19 protein-coding genes are annotated in these 16,627 nt (G+C 71.6%); 13 read left to right on the top strand and 6 right to left on the bottom strand.

Annotation, left to right across the window (positions count from 1 at the left end; all coding sequences use genetic code 11):
* Positions 1 to 144: 144 nt before the first annotated feature.
* A complete protein-coding gene (gene hisN / locus ACH4U8_RS05085; protein ID WP_360308347.1) occupies positions 145 to 942 on the bottom strand; it encodes a histidinol-phosphatase in 798 nt (265 codons plus the stop codon).
* A 195-nt stretch (positions 943 to 1,137) separates the two neighbouring features.
* Between hisN and ACH4U8_RS05080 the strand changes: the two genes are divergently transcribed.
* The 4 genes from ACH4U8_RS05080 (at position 1,138) to ACH4U8_RS05065 (ending at position 4,259) form a co-directional block, all read left to right on the top strand.
* Positions 1,138 to 1,662: a hypothetical protein gene (locus ACH4U8_RS05080; RefSeq protein WP_395775847.1), complete on the top strand. Its 525-nt coding sequence runs from the start codon at positions 1,138 to 1,140 to the stop codon at positions 1,660 to 1,662.
* A 104-nt stretch (positions 1,663 to 1,766) separates the two neighbouring features.
* On the top strand, positions 1,767 to 2,876 hold the full coding sequence (locus ACH4U8_RS05075) for a ferritin-like domain-containing protein (RefSeq protein ID WP_360308352.1): 1,110 nt from the start codon (positions 1,767 to 1,769) through the stop codon (positions 2,874 to 2,876).
* A gap of 74 nt (positions 2,877 to 2,950) precedes the next feature.
* Positions 2,951 to 3,640 (top strand): HAD family hydrolase, encoded by a 690-nt coding sequence (locus tag ACH4U8_RS05070; protein WP_360308355.1) that lies wholly within the window; start codon positions 2,951 to 2,953, stop codon positions 3,638 to 3,640.
* Positions 3,641 to 3,713: 73 nt separating this feature from the next.
* On the top strand, positions 3,714 to 4,259 hold the full coding sequence (locus tag ACH4U8_RS05065) for a DUF2087 domain-containing protein (protein ID WP_379990598.1): 546 nt from the start codon (positions 3,714 to 3,716) through the stop codon (positions 4,257 to 4,259).
* Between the two features lie 45 nt (positions 4,260 to 4,304).
* Here the strand turns inward: ACH4U8_RS05065 and ACH4U8_RS05060 are convergent, their stop codons facing one another.
* Positions 4,305 to 5,081 carry a DUF4097 family beta strand repeat-containing protein gene (locus tag ACH4U8_RS05060; RefSeq protein ID WP_395775846.1) on the bottom strand — a complete coding sequence of 259 codons (777 nt, stop codon included), beginning with the start codon at positions 5,079 to 5,081 and terminating at the stop codon, positions 4,305 to 4,307.
* Positions 5,082 to 5,316: 235 nt separating this feature from the next.
* On the opposite strand from ACH4U8_RS05060, the gene ACH4U8_RS05055 reads away from it, so the two are divergent.
* Positions 5,317 to 5,832, top strand: coding sequence for a DUF2231 domain-containing protein (locus ACH4U8_RS05055; protein WP_360308364.1), 516 nt, complete (start codon positions 5,317 to 5,319; stop codon positions 5,830 to 5,832).
* Between the two features lie 4 nt (positions 5,833 to 5,836).
* Here the strand turns inward: ACH4U8_RS05055 and ACH4U8_RS05050 are convergent, their stop codons facing one another.
* Positions 5,837 to 7,237 carry an MDR family MFS transporter gene (locus tag ACH4U8_RS05050; protein WP_395775999.1) on the bottom strand — a complete coding sequence of 467 codons (1,401 nt, stop codon included), beginning with the start codon at positions 7,235 to 7,237 and terminating at the stop codon, positions 5,837 to 5,839.
* A gap of 175 nt (positions 7,238 to 7,412) precedes the next feature.
* Here ACH4U8_RS05050 and ACH4U8_RS05045 point away from each other — a divergent pair, with 175 nt between their 5' ends.
* Positions 7,413 to 7,976 (top strand): TetR/AcrR family transcriptional regulator, encoded by a 564-nt coding sequence (locus ACH4U8_RS05045; RefSeq protein WP_360308370.1) that lies wholly within the window; start codon positions 7,413 to 7,415, stop codon positions 7,974 to 7,976.
* Positions 7,977 to 7,991: 15 nt separating this feature from the next.
* On the opposite strand, the gene rsgA is transcribed toward ACH4U8_RS05045, so the two are convergent.
* Together rsgA and aroA are read right to left on the bottom strand one after the other, a co-directional pair.
* Complete coding sequence (rsgA, locus tag ACH4U8_RS05040; protein WP_395775845.1) at positions 7,992 to 9,047, bottom strand: ribosome small subunit-dependent GTPase A; 1,056 nt, start codon at positions 9,045 to 9,047, stop codon at positions 7,992 to 7,994.
* 13 nt (positions 9,048 to 9,060) lie between these two features.
* On the bottom strand, positions 9,061 to 10,338 hold the full coding sequence (gene aroA, locus ACH4U8_RS05035) for a 3-phosphoshikimate 1-carboxyvinyltransferase (protein ID WP_395775998.1): 1,278 nt from the start codon (positions 10,336 to 10,338) through the stop codon (positions 9,061 to 9,063).
* 70 nt (positions 10,339 to 10,408) lie between these two features.
* Here aroA and ACH4U8_RS05030 point away from each other — a divergent pair, with 70 nt between their 5' ends.
* From ACH4U8_RS05030 to ACH4U8_RS05000, 7 genes are all read left to right on the top strand, one after another.
* On the top strand, positions 10,409 to 11,179 hold the full coding sequence (locus ACH4U8_RS05030) for an SOS response-associated peptidase (protein WP_395775844.1): 771 nt from the start codon (positions 10,409 to 10,411) through the stop codon (positions 11,177 to 11,179).
* Positions 11,160 to 11,939, top strand: coding sequence for an alpha/beta family hydrolase (locus ACH4U8_RS05025; RefSeq protein WP_395775843.1), 780 nt, complete (start codon positions 11,160 to 11,162; stop codon positions 11,937 to 11,939). Before ACH4U8_RS05030 ends, ACH4U8_RS05025 begins: the two co-directional genes overlap by 20 nt.
* A gap of 148 nt (positions 11,940 to 12,087) precedes the next feature.
* The gene (locus ACH4U8_RS05020) at positions 12,088 to 12,723 is read left to right on the top strand and encodes a sigma-70 family RNA polymerase sigma factor (protein WP_063744985.1); all 636 of its coding nucleotides are present in this window, start codon (positions 12,088 to 12,090) and stop codon (positions 12,721 to 12,723) included.
* Positions 12,720 to 13,040 carry a mycothiol system anti-sigma-R factor gene (rsrA, locus tag ACH4U8_RS05015; protein ID WP_379990602.1) on the top strand — a complete coding sequence of 107 codons (321 nt, stop codon included), beginning with the start codon at positions 12,720 to 12,722 and terminating at the stop codon, positions 13,038 to 13,040. The genes ACH4U8_RS05020 and rsrA overlap by 4 nt, the downstream gene beginning before the upstream one ends.
* 189 nt (positions 13,041 to 13,229) lie before the next feature.
* Positions 13,230 to 14,585: an HD domain-containing phosphohydrolase gene (locus ACH4U8_RS05010; RefSeq protein WP_395775842.1), complete on the top strand. Its 1,356-nt coding sequence runs from the start codon at positions 13,230 to 13,232 to the stop codon at positions 14,583 to 14,585.
* Positions 14,582 to 15,931 (top strand): HD-GYP domain-containing protein, encoded by a 1,350-nt coding sequence (locus ACH4U8_RS05005; protein ID WP_395775841.1) that lies wholly within the window; start codon positions 14,582 to 14,584, stop codon positions 15,929 to 15,931. Before ACH4U8_RS05010 ends, ACH4U8_RS05005 begins: the two co-directional genes overlap by 4 nt.
* Positions 15,932 to 16,100: 169 nt before the next feature.
* Entirely contained in the window at positions 16,101 to 16,316 is a 216-nt protein-coding gene (locus tag ACH4U8_RS05000; protein WP_360324287.1) for a biotin/lipoyl-binding carrier protein, read from the top strand.
* Positions 16,317 to 16,367: 51 nt separating this feature from the next.
* Here ACH4U8_RS05000 and ACH4U8_RS04995 read toward each other — a convergent pair whose 3' ends face one another.
* Complete coding sequence (locus ACH4U8_RS04995) at positions 16,368 to 16,562, bottom strand: hypothetical protein (protein ID WP_360324289.1); 195 nt, start codon at positions 16,560 to 16,562, stop codon at positions 16,368 to 16,370.
* Positions 16,563 to 16,627 lie beyond the last annotated feature (65 nt).

Below are 16,627 nucleotides of genomic sequence, written 5' to 3'. Positions count from 1 at the left end.
TCAGGGCGGGGGTGCGCTCGGGAAAGTTTTCACAAGTTCACAAGCCCTGTTTTCACATGGTCACATGCCGCGAAGGTCAAGGGAAGGTATAGCGGACAACTCACTCGAAAGGAGTACCGCAAACCTGCGGGACGCGCGGAACCGTCAGACGCCCTCGGGCACGTCGCCGAGCCGGGCCAGCAACTCCTCGTGCAGCAGCCCGTTGGAGGCGGCGGCGGTGCCGCCGGCGGGGCCCGGGGTGCCGGCGAGCGAGCCGAATCGTCCGCCCGCCTCCTCGACGATCACCGACAGCGGCGCGAGGTCCCACAGGTTGACCTCGGGCTCCGCGCAGATGTCCACCGCGCCCTCCGCGACCAGCATGTACGACCAGAAGTCGCCGTAGGCACGGGTGCGCCAGCAGGCCCGGGTCAGGTCCAGGAAGTCGTCCATCCGGCCGCGCTCCTCCCAGCCGCCCATGCTGGAGTACGCGAACGAGGCGTCCTCGATCGCGGCCACCTTCGACACCCGGCAGCGCGAAGCCTGGGACAGGCTGCGGCCGGTCCACGCGCCGGCGCCCTTGGCGGCCCACCAGCGACGTCCCAGCGCGGGTGCGGAGACCACGCCCATCACCGACTCGTCGCCGTCCATCAGCGCGATCAGCGTCGCCCACACCGGCACGCCCCGGACGAAGTTCTTGGTGCCGTCGATCGGGTCGATCACCCAGCGCCGGGGACCGTGGCCGGTCGAGCCGAACTCCTCGCCCAGCACCGCGTCGCGCGGGCGGCCACGCCCGAGCTGGTGCCGGATGATCTCCTCGGCGGCCTTGTCCGCGTCGCTGACCGGGGTCATGTCCGGCTTCGTCTCGACCCGGAGGTCGAGCGCCTTGAAGCGGTCCATGGTGGTCGCGTCGGCGGCGTCCGCGAGAACGTGGGCGAAGCGCAGATCATCGTCATAGCCGGGCATGACACGAACAGTACTGGCGGCTCGCGAACGTTTGTGTACACCCCGCGCGCACGGACACACTTACGCGCCGTCGCCGCCGCCTCGTACGCTCGTTATGCAGACAAGGAAGCGCGATCAGCGACAGTCGACAACCGTTCATCGATCGTGCGCGTGATACGGGTACGAAGTCGATGGCGGAGGGGGTGCGGGACCGCGATGGCACTGTTCGGGGTCGGGCGCAGGACAACACACGGCAAAGAGGCCGTACCGGGACCCGGTCTCGTCCAACCGCGTCGAAGTCTGGACGGTTGGACGCTGGAGGGCACTGCGCTCGAGGATCGTTTCGAGCGCGAGGAACTGCGCGAGCTGGGCACCCTGTTGCACGGCGTCGGGGCCGAGATGCGCACCGCGTGGACCTACGAACGCGCCGCCGACCTGCTGGAGCGGGCGGGCGAGCGACCCCAGGCGCTCGCCGTCGTGGAGGCGTGGTTCGCGCTGCCCGAGGAGGTGCGTCGGGCCAGTCCGGCCGCGACCCGATCGCTGGGTCGACGCCGGCAGCGGCTGCGCAGCCGGTTGGGCTCCGCGGCCGGTCCGGCGGCGGCCATCCCGGCGCAAGCCCGGATCGGCGCGGCGATGCCGGCCAAGCCGGGCAAGCCGCCGGCGGTGCCGGGCGAGAGCGGGACGGCGTCGAGCGCCCCGGCCGAGGGCACGTCGAGGACGGAGCAGGCTACTCGCCGGTAATCGATGGCCTCGTGGGGGTTCCGGTCGGCGCGACGAGGGCGTAGGACAGCCAGTACACGGCTACCGCCGCCGCACGTCACACGTCTCTCGCGAGGAGAACGCCCGTGTCGACGCACGATCTGTACGCGCTGCCCGCCGATATGACGGTCTGGGAGGTCCCCGCGTCGGGGGCGGCCCGGTTCAACTGGGAGTACGACGAGGGCCGGGATCGCCTCCTCGCCCTGTACGCCAAGGGCAAGGACAAGCAGTGGGACGCCGCCCGGCGGATCGAGTGGGATCTGCCGGTGGACCCGACGAACCCGCTGGGCATCCCGCAGGAACTGAACACGCTGTACGGCACGCGCAGTTGGAACATGATGTCGCAGCGCGAGCGCGACGAACTGGGCCGGCACGCCATCGCCTGGCAGTTCAGCCAGTTCCTGCACGGCGAACAGGGCGCGCTGATCTGCAGCGCGCGGATCGCCGAGTCGGTGCCCGACCTGGACGCGAAGTTCTACGCGGCCACCCAGGTGATGGACGAGGCCCGGCACGCCGAGGTGTACGCGCGCTTCCTCAAGGACAAGGTCGGCCTGTACTACCCGATCAACCCGAGTCTGAAGTCGTTGCTCGACGACACGCTGTCGGACGGCCGCTGGGACATGCCCTACCTGGGCATGCAGGTGTTGATCGAGGGCCTGGCGCTGGCCGCCTTCGGGATATTGCGCGATCTGACCACGGTCGCGCTGCCCAAGCAGATCCTGGCGTACGTGATGCAGGACGAGGCCCGGCACGTGGCGTTCGGGCGGATGGCACTGCGCGACTACTACCGCGAACTGAGCGACGCCGAGCGCGGCGAGCGCGAGGAGTTCGTCGTCGAGGGCTGCTACCTGATGCGCGACCGGCTGCGCGACGAGGAGGTGTGGGACAACTTCCTGATCGACAAGGCCGAGGCGCGCGAGGCCACCGAGAACTCCGAATACCTGCGCGAGTTCCGCCGGTTGTTGTTCGGTCGGATCGTCCCGTGCATCAAGGACATCGGCCTGTGGGGGCCCAAGGTGCGTGGCACCTTCGCCGAGATGGGCGTGCTGGACATGGGCGATACCGATGTCGAGCACATGATGCGCGCCGACGAGGACCAGGCCGAGGCGTTGGATCGGGACCGGCGTTTTCGCGCGGACGAACGGGCCCGGGCGGCCGAGGTGACCGAGATGGTGGAACTGGGCTCGGACGACTGAGCCCGGGCCGGCCGCGGCGCGAGGGGTTCCGGTGCGAGAGGGCCGCAGGCACGGGGACGGGCTAGATTTTCGGCATGACCGATCTTGTACGCGCCCGTCCGCCCGCCTTCGTCTTCGACCTCGACGGGACCCTCGTCGACAGCGTCTACCACCACGTGATGTCGTGGCAGGAGGCGCTCAGCGAGGCCGGCATCGACCTGGCGATGTGGCGGATCCACCGCAAGGTCGGGATGAGCGGTGGATTGTTCGTCAAGGGCATCCAGCGCGAGACGGGCATCGACCTGTCGCCCGAGCAGGTGGAGGCGCTCACCGACGCGCACGGGCGCCACTACGCCGCCCGGGTGCCGTTCGTGCAGCCGCTGCCCGGGGCTCCGGAGCTGCTGCGCCACCTCACCGACGTGGGCATCCCGTGGACCATCGCCACCAGTGGGCGGCGGGCCGGCGCCGAGCCGATGCTGGCCAAGCTCGGCGCGCCCGCCGACCTGGCGATGGTCACCCGCGACGAGGTCGCCCGGGCCAAGCCGGATCCGGACCTGTTCCTGGCCGGTGCGGCCAAGCTCGGGGTGGACCCGGCGCAGTGCGTCGTGGTCGGGGACAGCATCTGGGACCTGCTGGCCGCCCGCCGGGCGGGATCGCTGGGCGTGGGACTGCTCTCCGGCGGCTACGGCGCGGACGAACTCGAACGGGCGCACGCCTTCCGGGTCTACGACGAGCCGGGCGACCTGCTGGCGCACATCGACGAGCTGGGCGTACGCGGCGACTGACCTCGCACGGGCATCCGGGTGATCCTGTCCGACAACCCGTCCCCGGCGGGGTCGAAAGTCCTACCCTGGAGCCATGGGTCCGGCCGACGAACCTGCGGAACTGCTCCGTCTCCTCGCCGACGACGCCCGGTTGAAGGTGTTCGCCGCGTTGGTTCTGGAGGCCCACCTCAGCTCCGAGATCGCCGATCGGGCCGGACTGCCGCTGCGGGACACGATCAAGGTGCTGGCCCGGTTGGAGTCGGCCGGTCTGGCCGCGCGGTCCGGCGACGGCTGGCATGCCTGCCCCGAGGCGTTGGCCCAGGCCGCGGCCGGGATGGGCGGGGAGCCGGACGACGCGTTCGCCGACCGCGGCCCGGCCGAGGCGGCGGTGTTGCGCACCTACCTCGTCCGGGGCCGGGTCCGGCAGTTGCCGGTGCAGCGGGCCAAGCGGCTGGTCGTGCTGGATCACATCGCGGGCAGCTTCGAACCCGGAGTGCGCTACGACGAGGCCGAGATCGAGGAGACGCTGCACCGGTTCATGGACGATCACGCCGCCCTGCGCAGGCACCTCGTCGACGAGGGCTTCCTCGGCCGCGAGGGCGGGGTGTACTGGCGCACCGGCGGGTCGTTCGTGGTCTGAACGACCCGCCGGATCCTCGGTCGGGGCGTGCCCCTGGGGCGTGTCTCAGCGGACCGGAACCAGGTTCATTTCGATGCCGCCGTTGTCCGTGCGGACGTCGATCACCCGGTTCGAACGGGTGTCGTTGCCGATGTCGTTGTTGACGCCGCCGTTGTCGGTGTGGGTGGACACCCGATAGGTGTTGTGGTCGTCCGGCACGCTGAGGTGCACCCCGCCGTTGTCGGTGCGCACCTTCACGTTCGTGGGCGCCGTGTCGAAGCGCAGCCGGACGCCGCCGTTGTCGGTTTGCACCGAGACCCGGTCGGCGTTCACCCGGGACACCGAGACGCCACCGTTGTCGGTGTTCAGGCTCAGATTGCCGGTGCTGTCGTCGATGCCGATGTGCCCGTTGCTGGTGGTGAACTGCATGTCCTGGCGCAGGCCGCTCGCGGTGATCGAGCCGTTGTCCGCGCCGACCCTGAGCGGGACGTCGAGCGGGACCTTGATCCGGTAGGACCCGCCGCAGCTCACGCCCAGGAAGCTCGGGCAGTTCAGCCGCAGCTTGAGCCGGTTGCCCTGCAGGGTCCAGGTCGGGTCGGGGCCGTTGATGCTGTCGGTGATCCGCCGGTCCACGATCACCCTGCCCGGCTCGCCCGGTTCGAGGGTGACCCCGCCGTTGTCGGTGTCGATGACCAGGTCGCCGGTGGTGAGGGTGAAGGTCCTCGCGTCGTGCACGTCGTGGCTGGAGAGCGCGATGATCCCGGTCCACGCCGCCAGCAGGATCCCCGTGATGGCGAACACCCCACCGAAGAAGATCAGTGACGTCCGTAGCGGCCTTTTCATGACACTCTCCCCGACAGGTGATCCGAAGCTGCCCAAACTGTATGAGCGCTCGTCCCGAGGGCGGCATCCGGCGGTCACCCGGACCCGGGGTAGGGCTGGCCCCCCTGAGCGGACCGTGAGCGCCCGGGCGGCACGGGTGTTCGACGCGCACTGAACCCGGGCACTGTGTGAGCCGTTGCTCTGTGCGAGGGTCGTGCATCCCCCTCGGGCCCCGACTGCTTAGGAGAGCCTTTTCATGTTCGACACCGTCTCCGGCCTGCCCCTCCACGTCCTGGTCGTGCACTTGGCGGTGGTCATCGTGCCGGCGGCGGCGATCGCGAGCGTGCTCGTGGCGGCCCGGCGCCCGTGGCTGCTGCGCGCCGGGTGGTGGGTGGTCGGCCTGGACGCCGCCGCCGCGCTGACCGCCTTCGTCGCGAAGGAGAGCGGCGAGAAGCTGCTCGCCCGGCTGGACCGGCTCACCGAGGGCCAACGCGCCGCCGCGGTACAGACCCACGTGGACCGGGGCGCGGACATGCTCTGGTACGTGCTGGGTCTGTTCGGCGTCACGCTGGTGCTGATGCTGGTCGCGCGGCACCGGGCCGCCGCGACGTTCCGGCCGCGGACGATACCGCCGATCGTGGTTCCGATCGTGGCCGTGCTGACCGTGGTGGCCGCGGTGTTCGCGGTCGTCCAGGTGGTGCGGGTGGGCGAATCCGGGTCCAAGGCGGTCTGGCACGACACGGTCGAGAACAGCCTCGCGGCGCCGCGTTGACGGATCAGGCCCGGACGGTGGCTTGGGCCTCGGTCTTGTCGGTCGGGGTCGGCTCGGGGCGGGTGGGCAGGAGCAGGCACAGCGGGACGGCGAGGGCGGTGATGGCCACCGACCACCAAAAGGCGTCGCCGAAGCCGTCGGCCAGGGCGTCGGGGGTGTGCGCGCCGGCGCCGGTGTGCTGGAGGACGACGGCCAGGGCGGCGGTGCCCACCGAGCCGCCGATCTGCTGGGCGACGCGGGTGATGATGCTCGCGTGCGGGATCTCCCGGTGCTCCAGGCCGACGTAGCCGGCGCCGGCGAGCGCGATCGTGGCGGCGCCCATGCCGGCGCCGCGGACGAACAGCGCGGCCATCAGCAGGACCAGGGCGGTGTCGGCGGTGACGAAGGCGAACGGCGCCGTGGCCGCGGTGACGACGGCGAATCCGACGCAGGCGACCGGGCGTGGACCGAAACGGTCGGTGTACCTGCCCGCCAGGGTGCGGGCGAGGAGCAGCCCGAAGCCCTGGGGGATGAGCAGCAGACCGGCGCCGAGGGCGTCCTCGCCGCGGACCTGCTGGAAGTACAGGGGCAACAACAGCATCGCCCCGTACAGGGTGATCCCGGCCAGGAAACCGAGGCCGGCGGCGGCGGCCAACGCGCGATGGCGCAGGAGCCGCAGGTCGACCAGGGCGCCGCTGCCGCGCGTCGGTGCCCACGCGACGAAGCCGCCGACCAGGGCGAGGCCGCCGAGCAGCGGGACGAGGACCTCGGCGCCGGCGAATCCCGCGCCCTCGACCCGGGAGAGGCCGTAGATGATCGCGGCGACGCCGGGGGAGAGCAGGAGCAGGCCGACGACGTCCAGCTTGGCGCGGGCGCCGTCGGGTGCGGGTCGGTCGTCGGGCAGGTTGCGCCAGGCGAGCCAGGCGCCGACGACGCAGAACGGGATGTTGACGAGGAAGAGCCAGCGCCAGTCGGCCAGATGCAGGATGAGGCCGCCCAGCACCGGGCCGAGGATCGGGCCGAGCGCGGTGGGCAGGGTGACGGTGGCCATCACCCTGCCGATGTTGCGGCCCTTGCCGGCCTGCATGATCAGCGTGGCCATCAGCGGCATCATGATGCCGCCGCCGACGCCCTGGAGGAGGCGGAAGGCGATCAGAGCGGTTACGCTCCCGGCCGACGCGGACAGGATCGAGCCGAGCAGGAAGACGCCCAGGGCCGCGATCCACAGGCGTTTGCCACCCATGCGGGACTGCGCCCAGCCGGCGAGCGGCATGGTGACGAACACGGCCAGCAGGTAGCCGGTGCTCACCCACTGGATCGTCGACAGCGGGGCGTCGAGTTGCCCGGCCAGGTCGTCGAGGGCGACGCTGACGATGGTGGTGTCGAAGACGACGGCCAGGGTGCCCACCACGATGGTGAAGGCCATCCGCCATACGGCGGGGTCGATACGGTCGGGGTCCGTCGCCGCGGGCGTGGGGCCGGTGTCACGGGAAACGTTCACGAACAGCCGCCTAAGATATAGAGTCCTATCTTACGGATGCCACGCTACGGCGCCGATATAAGATAGGCAAGTCTATCTAAGGGATGCAGGGGAGATGTGCATGGCCGAGCGGCGCCGCGGGGCGGCACTGGAGAAGGCGCTCCTGGACGCGGCCTGGGAAGAACTCGTGGCCAACGGCTACGCCAGGTTCACCATGGACGCCGTCGTGCAGCGCGCGGGCACCAGCCCGCCCGTGCTCTATCGCCGCTGGTCCGACCGCGACGAACTGGTCCGGGCGGCCATCGGGCACATGCTGGAGCAGAACCGCCTCGACGTGCCCGACACCGGAAGCCTGCGGGAGGACGTCCTCACCCTCATGCGGGAGATCAACGCCACCCGCGTCCGGTTCGTCACCGTGATGAGCGTGCACCTGGCCGGCTACTACCAGGAGACCGGCACCAGCCCCGGCGACCTCCTGACGGCGGGGCGGGAGAATTCCGTCGACGTGCTCTTCGAGCGCGCCGTCGCGCGCGGCGAGATCAAGAATCCGGAACTTCTCACCGAGCGCGTCAAGGACCTGCCGTTCGGCCTGCTGCGGCTGGAGATCCTGACGACCTTCGCTTCCGTGCCGGACCGGCTCCTGGAGGAGATCGTCGACACGATCTTCCTCCCCCTGGTGCGCTGACCCCGGCGGTGGGCGTCAGTCGCCCTCGTCGCGTTCGCGGGTGCTCAGCAGCCGACGCAGCGAGTACAACCGGGCCGGCTCGGCGTGGCCGGCCTCGACCCAGGCGTCGAGCGCGCAGTCGGGCTCGTCGTGCGAACACGCGCGCGGACAGTCCTCGGTGCCCGCCGCCAGGTCGGGGAAGGCGTTGATCACCCGACCCAGGTCGACGTGGTTGAGGCCGAACGAGCGCACTCCCGGGGTGTCCACGACCCAGCCCTGATCGAGGCCGGGCTCGACCGTGTCGTCCTCGAAGGGGGGCAGCCGCAGGGTCAGCGCCGACGTGGTGGTGTGCCGGCCGCGACCGGTCACCTCGTTGACGTGCCCGACCGCGCGCCGGTGGTTCGGCACCAACTCGTTGACCAGGGTGGTCTTGCCGACGCCGCTGTGGCCGACGAAGACGGTGACCTTGCCGGCCAGGCGGGCGCGGATCGGATCCAGGTCCCAGTTCGACTCGCTCCTGGTGACCACGAACTCCACGCCGAGCGCCCCGTACATCTCCAACAGGTCGTCGGGAGAGGCGAGATCGGCCTTGGTGAGCACGAGCAGCGGCTCCAGGCCCGCGTCGAAGGCGGCCACCAGGCAGCGGTCGATCAGCCGCGGGCGCGGCTCGGGGTCGGCCAGCGCGGTGACGATCGCGAGCTGGTCGGCGTTGGCCACGATGATCCGCTCGTACGGATCGTCGTCGTCGGCGGTGCGGCGCAGCGTGCTGCGACGTTCCTCGACCCGGACGATCCGGGCCAGCGAGCCGTCCTCGCCGCTGAGGTCGCCGACGATGGCGACCCGGTCGCCGACCACGACGCCCTTGCGGCCCAGTTCGCGGGCCTTCATCGCGGTGATCGAGCGGTCCGGCGCGTCCTCGTCCTCCAGCAGGCACGTGTACCGGCCGCGGTCGACGGTCAGCACGCGACCCTCGCGGGCGTCCTCGTGCTTGGGCCGGGTCCGGGTGCGCGGACGGGAACCGCGCTTGCCCGGACGGACCCGGATGTCGTCCTCGTCCAGGTCCCTGCGTCGGTTGGAGCCCAGTCCCGCCATCGTCCCGGGCCTCTCAGCCGCGTCGTGCGGTCAGCATGCGCGTCCACAGACCGGTGAAGTCGGGCATGGTTTTCGCGGTGGTCTCCACGTTCTCCACTTCCACGCCCGGGACCAGCAGGCCCAGCACGGCGGCCGCGGTGGCCAACCGGTGGTCGTCGTAGGTGTGGAAGACACCGCCGTGCAGCGGACGCGGCCGGATCTCCAGGCCGTCCTCGATCTCGTTCACGTCGCCGCCGAGGTCGTTGATCTCCTTGACCAGCGCGGCCAGGCGGTCGGTCTCGTGCAGCCGCAGGTGGGCCACGCCGGTCAGCCGGCTGGGGCCGTCGGCCAGTGCCGCGACCGCCGCGATCACCGGGGTCAGCTCGCCGACGTCGTGCAGATCGGCCTCGATGCCGTGCACCGCGGTGCCGCCGGTCAGGGTCAGGCCGGCCGCGCCGAGCGTGCACGAGCCGCCCATCGCGGTGAAGATCGAGCGCAGCCGGTCACCGGGCTGCGTGGTGTGCTCGGGCCAGTCCCGCACGGTCACCGAACCGCCGGTGACCAGCGCGGCGGCCAGGAACGGACCGGCGTTGGACAGGTCCGGCTCGACGACCATGTCGCGGCCGAGCAACGCGCCCGGGGCGACCCGCCACACGTTGGGCTCGGCGTCGTCCACCCGGGCGCCGGCCGCCCGCAGCATGTCCACGGTCATCGCGATGTGCGTCATCGAGGGCACCGAGCCGCCGGTGTGCCGAATCTCGACACCGAGGTTGAAGCGCGGCCCGGACAACAACAGTGCGCTGACGAACTGCGACGACGCGGAGGCGTCGATGTGCACCACGCCGCCCTCGACCCCGCCGCCGCCGAGCACGGTCATCGGCAGCCGGGCCTCGCCCTCGTCGTCGATCCGGGTGCCCAGGTCGCGCAGTGCGTTGATCACGCCGTCCAGCGGGCGCTCGTACGAGCGCGGGTCGCCGTCGAAGCGCACCGGCCCGTCGGCGAGCGCGGCCACCGGCGGCAGGAAGCGCATCACCGTGCCCGCGTTGCCGCAGTCCACGGTCGCCGGGCCGGAGAGTCCGCCGGGCAGCACGTACCAGTCCTGGCCGCGGTCCTCGATCACCACGCCGAGCGCACGCAGGCCGGCCACCATCAGCGACGAGTCGCGGCTGCGCAGCGGCCGGCGGATATAGCCGGGACCGTCGGCCAGCGCGGCCAACACGAGGGCGCGGTTGGTCACCGACTTGGACCCGGGCACCTCGACGGTGGCGGTCACGGGAGCGGAGGCAACGGGGGCAGACCACAACGCAGACATCACGTGGCAAGCCTAGTCCGTTCGCCGACCCGGCCCCGATTCGTTTTCCGTACGTGGCACCCTGGACGCCATGTGTGGCCGGTATGCGTCCAGCAAGAGCCCCGATGACCTCGTCGAGATCTTCGAGGTCGATCGGTTCGACCCCGCGGACGAGCTCCCTCCCGACTGGAACATCGCGCCGACCAAGCAGGTCTACGCGGTCCTGGAACGCCCGGTCGAGTCCGGCGGCGCGCCCGCCCGGCAACTGCGCCCGATCAAGTGGGGCCTGGTGCCGTCCTGGGCCAAGGATCCCGGCATGGGCGCCAAGATGATCAACGCGCGGTCCGAGACCGTGCACGAGAAGCCGGCCTATCGCAAGGCGTTCGCCGCCCGGCGGTGCCTGTTGCCGGCCGACGGCTATTTCGAATGGCACACCCCCGAGACCGCGCCGGACGGCCCCAAGGGCGCCTCGCGCAAGCAGCCGTACTGGATCCACGCGGCGGACGGCGCCGAGGTGGCCTTCGCCGGGCTGTACGAGTGGTGGCGCGATCGCAGCCGGGCCGACGACGACCCGCTCGGCTGGTTGTGGACCTGCACGATCCTCACCCTGGACGCGGATCCCGAGCTGGCCCGGATCCACCACCGGATGCCGCTGGTGCTGACCCGGGACAAGTGGGACGGCTGGCTGGACCCGGCGTGGACCGAGCCGGAGGAGATCCGCGGGCTGCTGGTGCCACCGCCCGCCGGGTTCATGACGGCACACCCGGTCTCGACGGACGTCAACAACGTCCGCAACAACGCGCCGCATCTGCTCGAAGCGATTCCCGAGGACGAGGTCACCGTTGACGCGACGCTCTTCTGATCGGGTCGACCCGCTCGGCTCGACCGCCGCGACCGACTCCACCGGCCCGACCGACCCGGCGGCGGTGGGCGCCGGGGGCCGGTCGGCGGGCGACGCCGGGCCGGCCGAGGTGTTCGAGGTCACCACGCCGGTCGGTGCCGCGCGGGTGACCGTACGGCGCGCCACCGCGGTGCCGGCCCGGGCGTGGTTCGTGGCGAGCCACGGCGCGGGCGGCGGGATCGAGGCACGCGACCTGGCCGCGCTCGCCGCGGCGCTGCCCGCACGCGGCATCCACGTCGCCCTGGTCGAGCAGCCGTGGCGGGTGGCCGGTCGGCGACTCGCCCCGGCGCCGGGGACCTTGGACGCGGGCTGGCTTCCGGTGCTCGCCGAGATCGCCCGGCGCAACGCGGTCGAGGGCCTGCCGGTGTTCGGATCCGGCCGCAGCGCGGGCGCCCGGGTCGCGTGCCGCACCGCGGCTGAAACGAATGTGGCGGGTGTGGTCGCGCTGGCCTTCCCGCTGCATCCACCCGGACGGCCGGAGCGTTCGCGCTTGGCTGAACTGCTCGGCGCCGGCGTGCCGACCCTGGTCGTCCAGGGCGAACGCGACTCGTTCGGTGGGCCGGACGAGTTTCCGGCGGACGGTCCGACCCTGCTCCGGGTGCCGTTCGCGGACCACGGATTCGCCGTTCCCAAGCGCGCCGCGATCACCCAGGAAGCGGCGTTGGCCCTGATCACAGCCGGTGTCGGCGATTGGCTGGTGGCCGCGAGCGCACGGGAATGATCCGTGTCGGCGACGTGTTCCCCCAACTGTCAAGCGTCGACGAGTGGAGGTCGCTCCCATGCTCAAGGCCGCCGGTTCGGTTGTCCGAAACGAGGCACCGTTTCTCGCCTGGCCCGAGTGGGGTGCGGGCACCGATCAGCCTCGGGCGATATCGTCGACACCTGGCTTGAAGGAGGTGGGTCTCGTACCGGAGACCTTGGAGCAGCAAGACGCGCGGTTCGAGCGGGACGCCCTGCCGTTCCTCGATCAGTTGTATTCGGCGGCGCTGCGGATGACCCGCAACCCGGCGGATGCCGAGGACCTGGTCCAGGAGACGTTCGCCAAGGCGTACGCGTCGTTCCACCAGTTCAAAGAGGGCACCAACCTCAAGGCCTGGCTGTACCGCATCCTGACCAACACCTTCATCAACTCCTACCGCAAGAAGCAGCGGCAGCCGCTGGAATCGCATGCGGAGGAGATCGAGGACTGGCAGCTCCACCGCGCCGAGTCGCACATGTCCACCGGACTGCGCTCGGCCGAGGCGCAGGCACTCGACCACCTGCCCGACTCCGACGTGAAGACGGCCCTGCAGGCCATCCCCGAGGAGTTTCGGATCGCGGTGTACCTCGCCGATGTCGAGGGCTTCGCGTACAAGGAGATCGCGGACATCATGGGTACTCCCATCGGGACCGTGATGTCGCGCCTGCACCGCGGGCGACGTCAGCTCCGCGATCTGCTGGCCGACTACGCCCGTGAGCGCGGCCTCGTCCCCGCAGGCACCGACCGGAAAGGCTCGGACTCATGAGCTGCGGTGACCACCACGAGGTGGACTGCTCCGAGATCCTCGGGCACCTGTACGAGTACATCGACAACGAGTTGGCGGACGCGGACTGCACCAGCATTCGCACGCACCTCGACGAGTGCTCGCCGTGCCTGGACAAGTACGGCCTCGAACAGCAGGTGAAGGAGCTGGTGCACCGCTGCTGCGGGCGCGACGAGGTCCCCTCGGAGCTGCGCAACAAGGTGCTGGAGCGGATCAAGCTGGTGCGCGTCGAGGTGGACGCCCAGCGGGTCTCGGTCGAGGAGACCGTGGTCGAGATAGAGCGCCCGGGTCGCGCCTGATCCGAGCGGGCCGGCGAGTCGATCGCCGGCCGTTTCGAACGGATTCGAACGAGCCGTCGATTCGGATGAGCCACTGACCCGAACGAGCTAAAACCGGGGCGCATGGCCGGGACAAACCGGGCATGCGCCCTTCGGCCGTTACCCGGGCGGCCTATTCTCGGTGGTCCGAGCGACCAGCCGAGGAGTCGCATGCGCACGCTGCCGCCGAGCGCCCGGATCCACGCCGGGATCGTGGTGGGCGGGTCCGTGCCCGCGCTGATCCTGCTGTCGTGGTCCGGTGTGGACATCGATCGACTGGGCGCGTTGGCGGTGTTGTTCATCGCCTTCGGGGCGGTGGCCCGAGCCCGACTCACCGGCCTGTGCGGCGCCCCCGACGGGGCGCTTTTTCCGTTGGTGTGCGCGGCGGTGCTGCTGTTGCCCGCGGGCGCCGCCGCGACGGTCGCGCTGCCCGGCGTGCTGATCGCGCGGGCGGGCACCGCCGACCCGGTCACCCGTGTGGTCGACGCCGCGCATCTGGTGCCGGCCATCGCGGTCGCCTCCCGGGTCTACGAACTCCTGGACGGGACGCGTTACCTGACCGCGTCGGAGTTGCCCGCAGGGCTGTTGCCGACGGCCGCGGCGGGACTGGCGCTGTATGTGGTGAGCGGCCTGCTGGACACCGCGTTCCGGGCCGAGACCCAGGGCGCCGGCGGACTCCCGGTGTTGCGCGAGGTGTTCGTGCGCTCGGCCGGTTGGCGACTGGGCTCGGTGCCGATCGGGCTGATGATGGCCGTGTTGTGGCAGCAGCGACTGGGCGTGTTCGCGGCGGTGTTGGTGCTGCTCCCGCTCTACGTGGCGTTCTGGGCCTACGCCCAGCAGGCGCAGGAGCAGGCCGCGCACGAGGCGACCGTGCGCACCCTGGTCCGGGCGGTGGAGATCAAGGACGGCTACACCCGAGGGCACAGCGAACGGGTGGCCCGGGCCTCGGTGTTGATCGCCCGCCGGCTGGGCATGCGCGAGGATCGGGTGGTCCGGCTGCGCTACGCGGGCATCCTGCACGACGTCGGCAAGTTGAGCGTGTCCACCCGGGTGCTGACCAAGCCGGGCAGGCTGGACCCGGAGGAACTGCGCGAGATGCAGCGACACCCGGTCAGCGGCGCCGAGATGGTGGCCGGCCTGACCTTTCTCGGCGAGGCGCACGCGGGCATCCTGCACCACCACGAACGCATGGACGGGCGCGGTTATCCGGCCGGTCTCGCCGGTGCCGAGATCCCCGAGTTCGCCCGGGTGATCGCGGTCGCGGACGCGTTCGACTCGATGACCTCGACCCGCTCGTACCGGCCCGCGCGCGGGGCGGACGCGGCGATGGCGGAGCTGCGCCGATGCAGCGGCACCCAGTTCGACCCGCGCATGGTCGAGGCGCTCGCACAGGCGCTGGCCCGGCACGGCTGGCCGGAGGCCGAGGTGCGGGACGGCGAGGGCGAGGTGCGGGTGCCCGCGCCGCGCGGGCAGTCGCGGGCCGACACCCACTCGGTGGCCCGCGGGCGGGTCGGCGGCGGGTCGTGACGACGACCGGGGTGCGGGCCGAACCGGCGGCGCCGGCCACGCGGTTGCGCGCGTACACCGGCACCGTCGTGCTCGTGCTGGGCGCGCTCGCCGCGGCGGTCGCGGTGGCCGTCACCGCGGCCGAGGGCGTGGTGCAGCCGTCCTACGCCCTGGTCTTCGGCACGGTGATCGCCGTCGGCGAGACGGCCCGGGTGACGTTGCCCGGCAACCGGGAGACCGCGCCGCTGGGCGCGGCCGGCGCGCTCGCCTACGCGTTGCTCCCGGACGTGCACGGCACGGTGTCCCGGCACGGTGTGCTCCAGGTGGTCGCGGTGGTCGCCGTCGCGCTGCTCGCGGGCACCCTGCCGCACGTCGCGCGCGGTCGGGCACCGGCGCCCGCGTACGTCGCCCGTCGGGTGCTCGCGGCGGGCTTCGCGGCGACGTTGTTCCGGCCGATGTACGCGGACGGTGGGCTCGACGCGGTGATGGGGCACGGGTGGGCCTACGGCGGCTACCTGGTCCTGGTGGTGTTGTTGACCTCGTTGTGCGACGCGGTGGTGGCCGCGATGGCTCGGGTGGGTCGTGCGTTCCGTCCCGCGCTGCTGGCCGAATTACGGGCGCTGTGCGCGGGGCTCAGCCCCACCGAGCGGATCGGGCCGGACGGCGAGGACACCGGACGGGCCTGCGGGCTGACCGGGATCGGCACCGCGGTGGGCGCGAGCGGCATGTTGATCGCCCTGTCCGCCGGCGCGCTGGGCCTGTGGGCGGTGCCGGTGTTCTGTCTGCCGTCGTTGCTGGTGCTGCTGTCCTTTCGGCGCTACGCCGCGATCCGGCTGGTGCATCGACAGACCGTCGACGCGCTGTCGCGGCTGCCGGAGGCGGCCGGGTGCGGGTCGCCGGGGCATGCCGCCCGGGTGGGCGATCTCGCGCACGCGGTCGGGGTGGACCTGGGGCTGGGCGAGCCGGAACTGCGCGAGTTGCGGTCTGCGGCCGGGATGCACGACATCGGGCAACTCGCGTTGGCGGAACCGGTGCCCGGCGGCACCACGCTGAATCTGCCCGAGGCCGAGCAACGTCGGATCGCCCGGCTGGGCGCGGAGGTGATCCGGGAGAGCGGGGTGCTCGATCGGGTGGCCGGCATCGTGGCCGCGCAGGCCGACCCCTACCGGGACGCCGGGGGCGGACCGCCGCCACCGCTGGCCGGCCGGATCATCAAGGTGGTCAACGCCTACGACGACCTGATCACGACGAGCGACGACCCGCGTTCGCGGCCCGAGGTGTTGGCCCGGCTGCGTGCGGACGTGTCCGGGGCCTACGACCCCCGGGTGGTCGAGGCGCTGGCGCAGGTGCTGGAACGGACCGGCTGAGCCCTCGGATCCGGGACGGGCCCGCGGGCTCGGACCAGGATCGCGGGAGGGCCTTGTCGGCTCGGACAGCCGCCGGGGCCGGATTCCCGTGATTGGATTTCGAGCGGGCGTCATCGCGCCCGATCCGCGCTTCACCACGGCCCGACCCGGGCCCGAAGGAGGAACGACGATGGCCGAGCAGGTCCTGGCGGAGATGGTGGCCAACGTGGCCAAGGTCGTCGCCCACGAGGGGGACACGGTCGAGGCCGGCAGCACTCTGGTCATCCTGGAGTCGATGAAGATGGAGATCCCGGTGCTCAACGAGTTTCCGGGCACCATCGCCCGCATCAGCGTCGCCGAGGGCGACGTGATCCAGGAGGGCGACCCGATCGCGGTGATCGAGTAGCACCCGGCGCGGCATCGCGTCCGGGTACTCGCGCCGGCCCGACCGCGGGGGTCAGATCGACGTGAGCACTCCGTGCTCGACGCACTTGGCGGTCCAACCGCGCGGGGTCACCTGTACGGTCATCCGCCGTCGGCACCGACCGCAGTAGCGCGGGGGTTCGAGTTCGCGGCGCCGCACACAGTCGTCGTGCGCGGCGCCGGCACGCTGTTCGCCGCAGTGGTCGCAGAAGGCTGCATCGGTGCTCACGGCCGTAGATTACGGCCTGGGCCCGGGCGGCCGGAGCGGACCCGGCCGGACCCGGTTTCGACGAA

The sequence above is a fragment of the Embleya sp. NPDC020886 genome (assembly GCF_044333915.1).
Taxonomy (GTDB): domain Bacteria; phylum Actinomycetota; class Actinomycetes; order Streptomycetales; family Streptomycetaceae; genus Embleya.
This window is presented reverse-complemented; position numbering and strand designations above follow the sequence as displayed.